At 41.4% G+C, this 263-nt stretch carries 1 protein-coding gene; it reads right to left on the bottom strand.

Translation table 11 applies throughout. The features are described 5' to 3' along the window. Window positions 1–263 (bottom strand): hypothetical protein (locus tag V7S79_RS12235; protein WP_459490881.1); only part of this gene is annotated, 263 nt, incomplete at both ends.

Here is a 263-nt window from a genome sequence, read left to right as displayed (position 1 = left end):
CTGATTGATAATTCGTAGAATCAATGCTATAACTAAAATTAGTACCCAATGGGGCAGTAAATTTGATCGTGCCAGTCGAATCCGTACAACTCGGTTGAACTGTTACACTTGCTACTGGTGTGGATGGCAAAGCATTAACAATCACCGTAAAAGTAGTTCTCGCACTTTCCATATTTTGTAAGGTCTGACTCACATAATAATGGAAGGTTCCTGAACTATCCGTTGATGGTGTTGGTGCTGTCATACTCGAAGTCCCTCCCGTT

The organism is Aquirufa sp. ROCK-SH2 (genome assembly GCF_054558315.1).
This window is presented reverse-complemented; position numbering and strand designations above follow the sequence as displayed.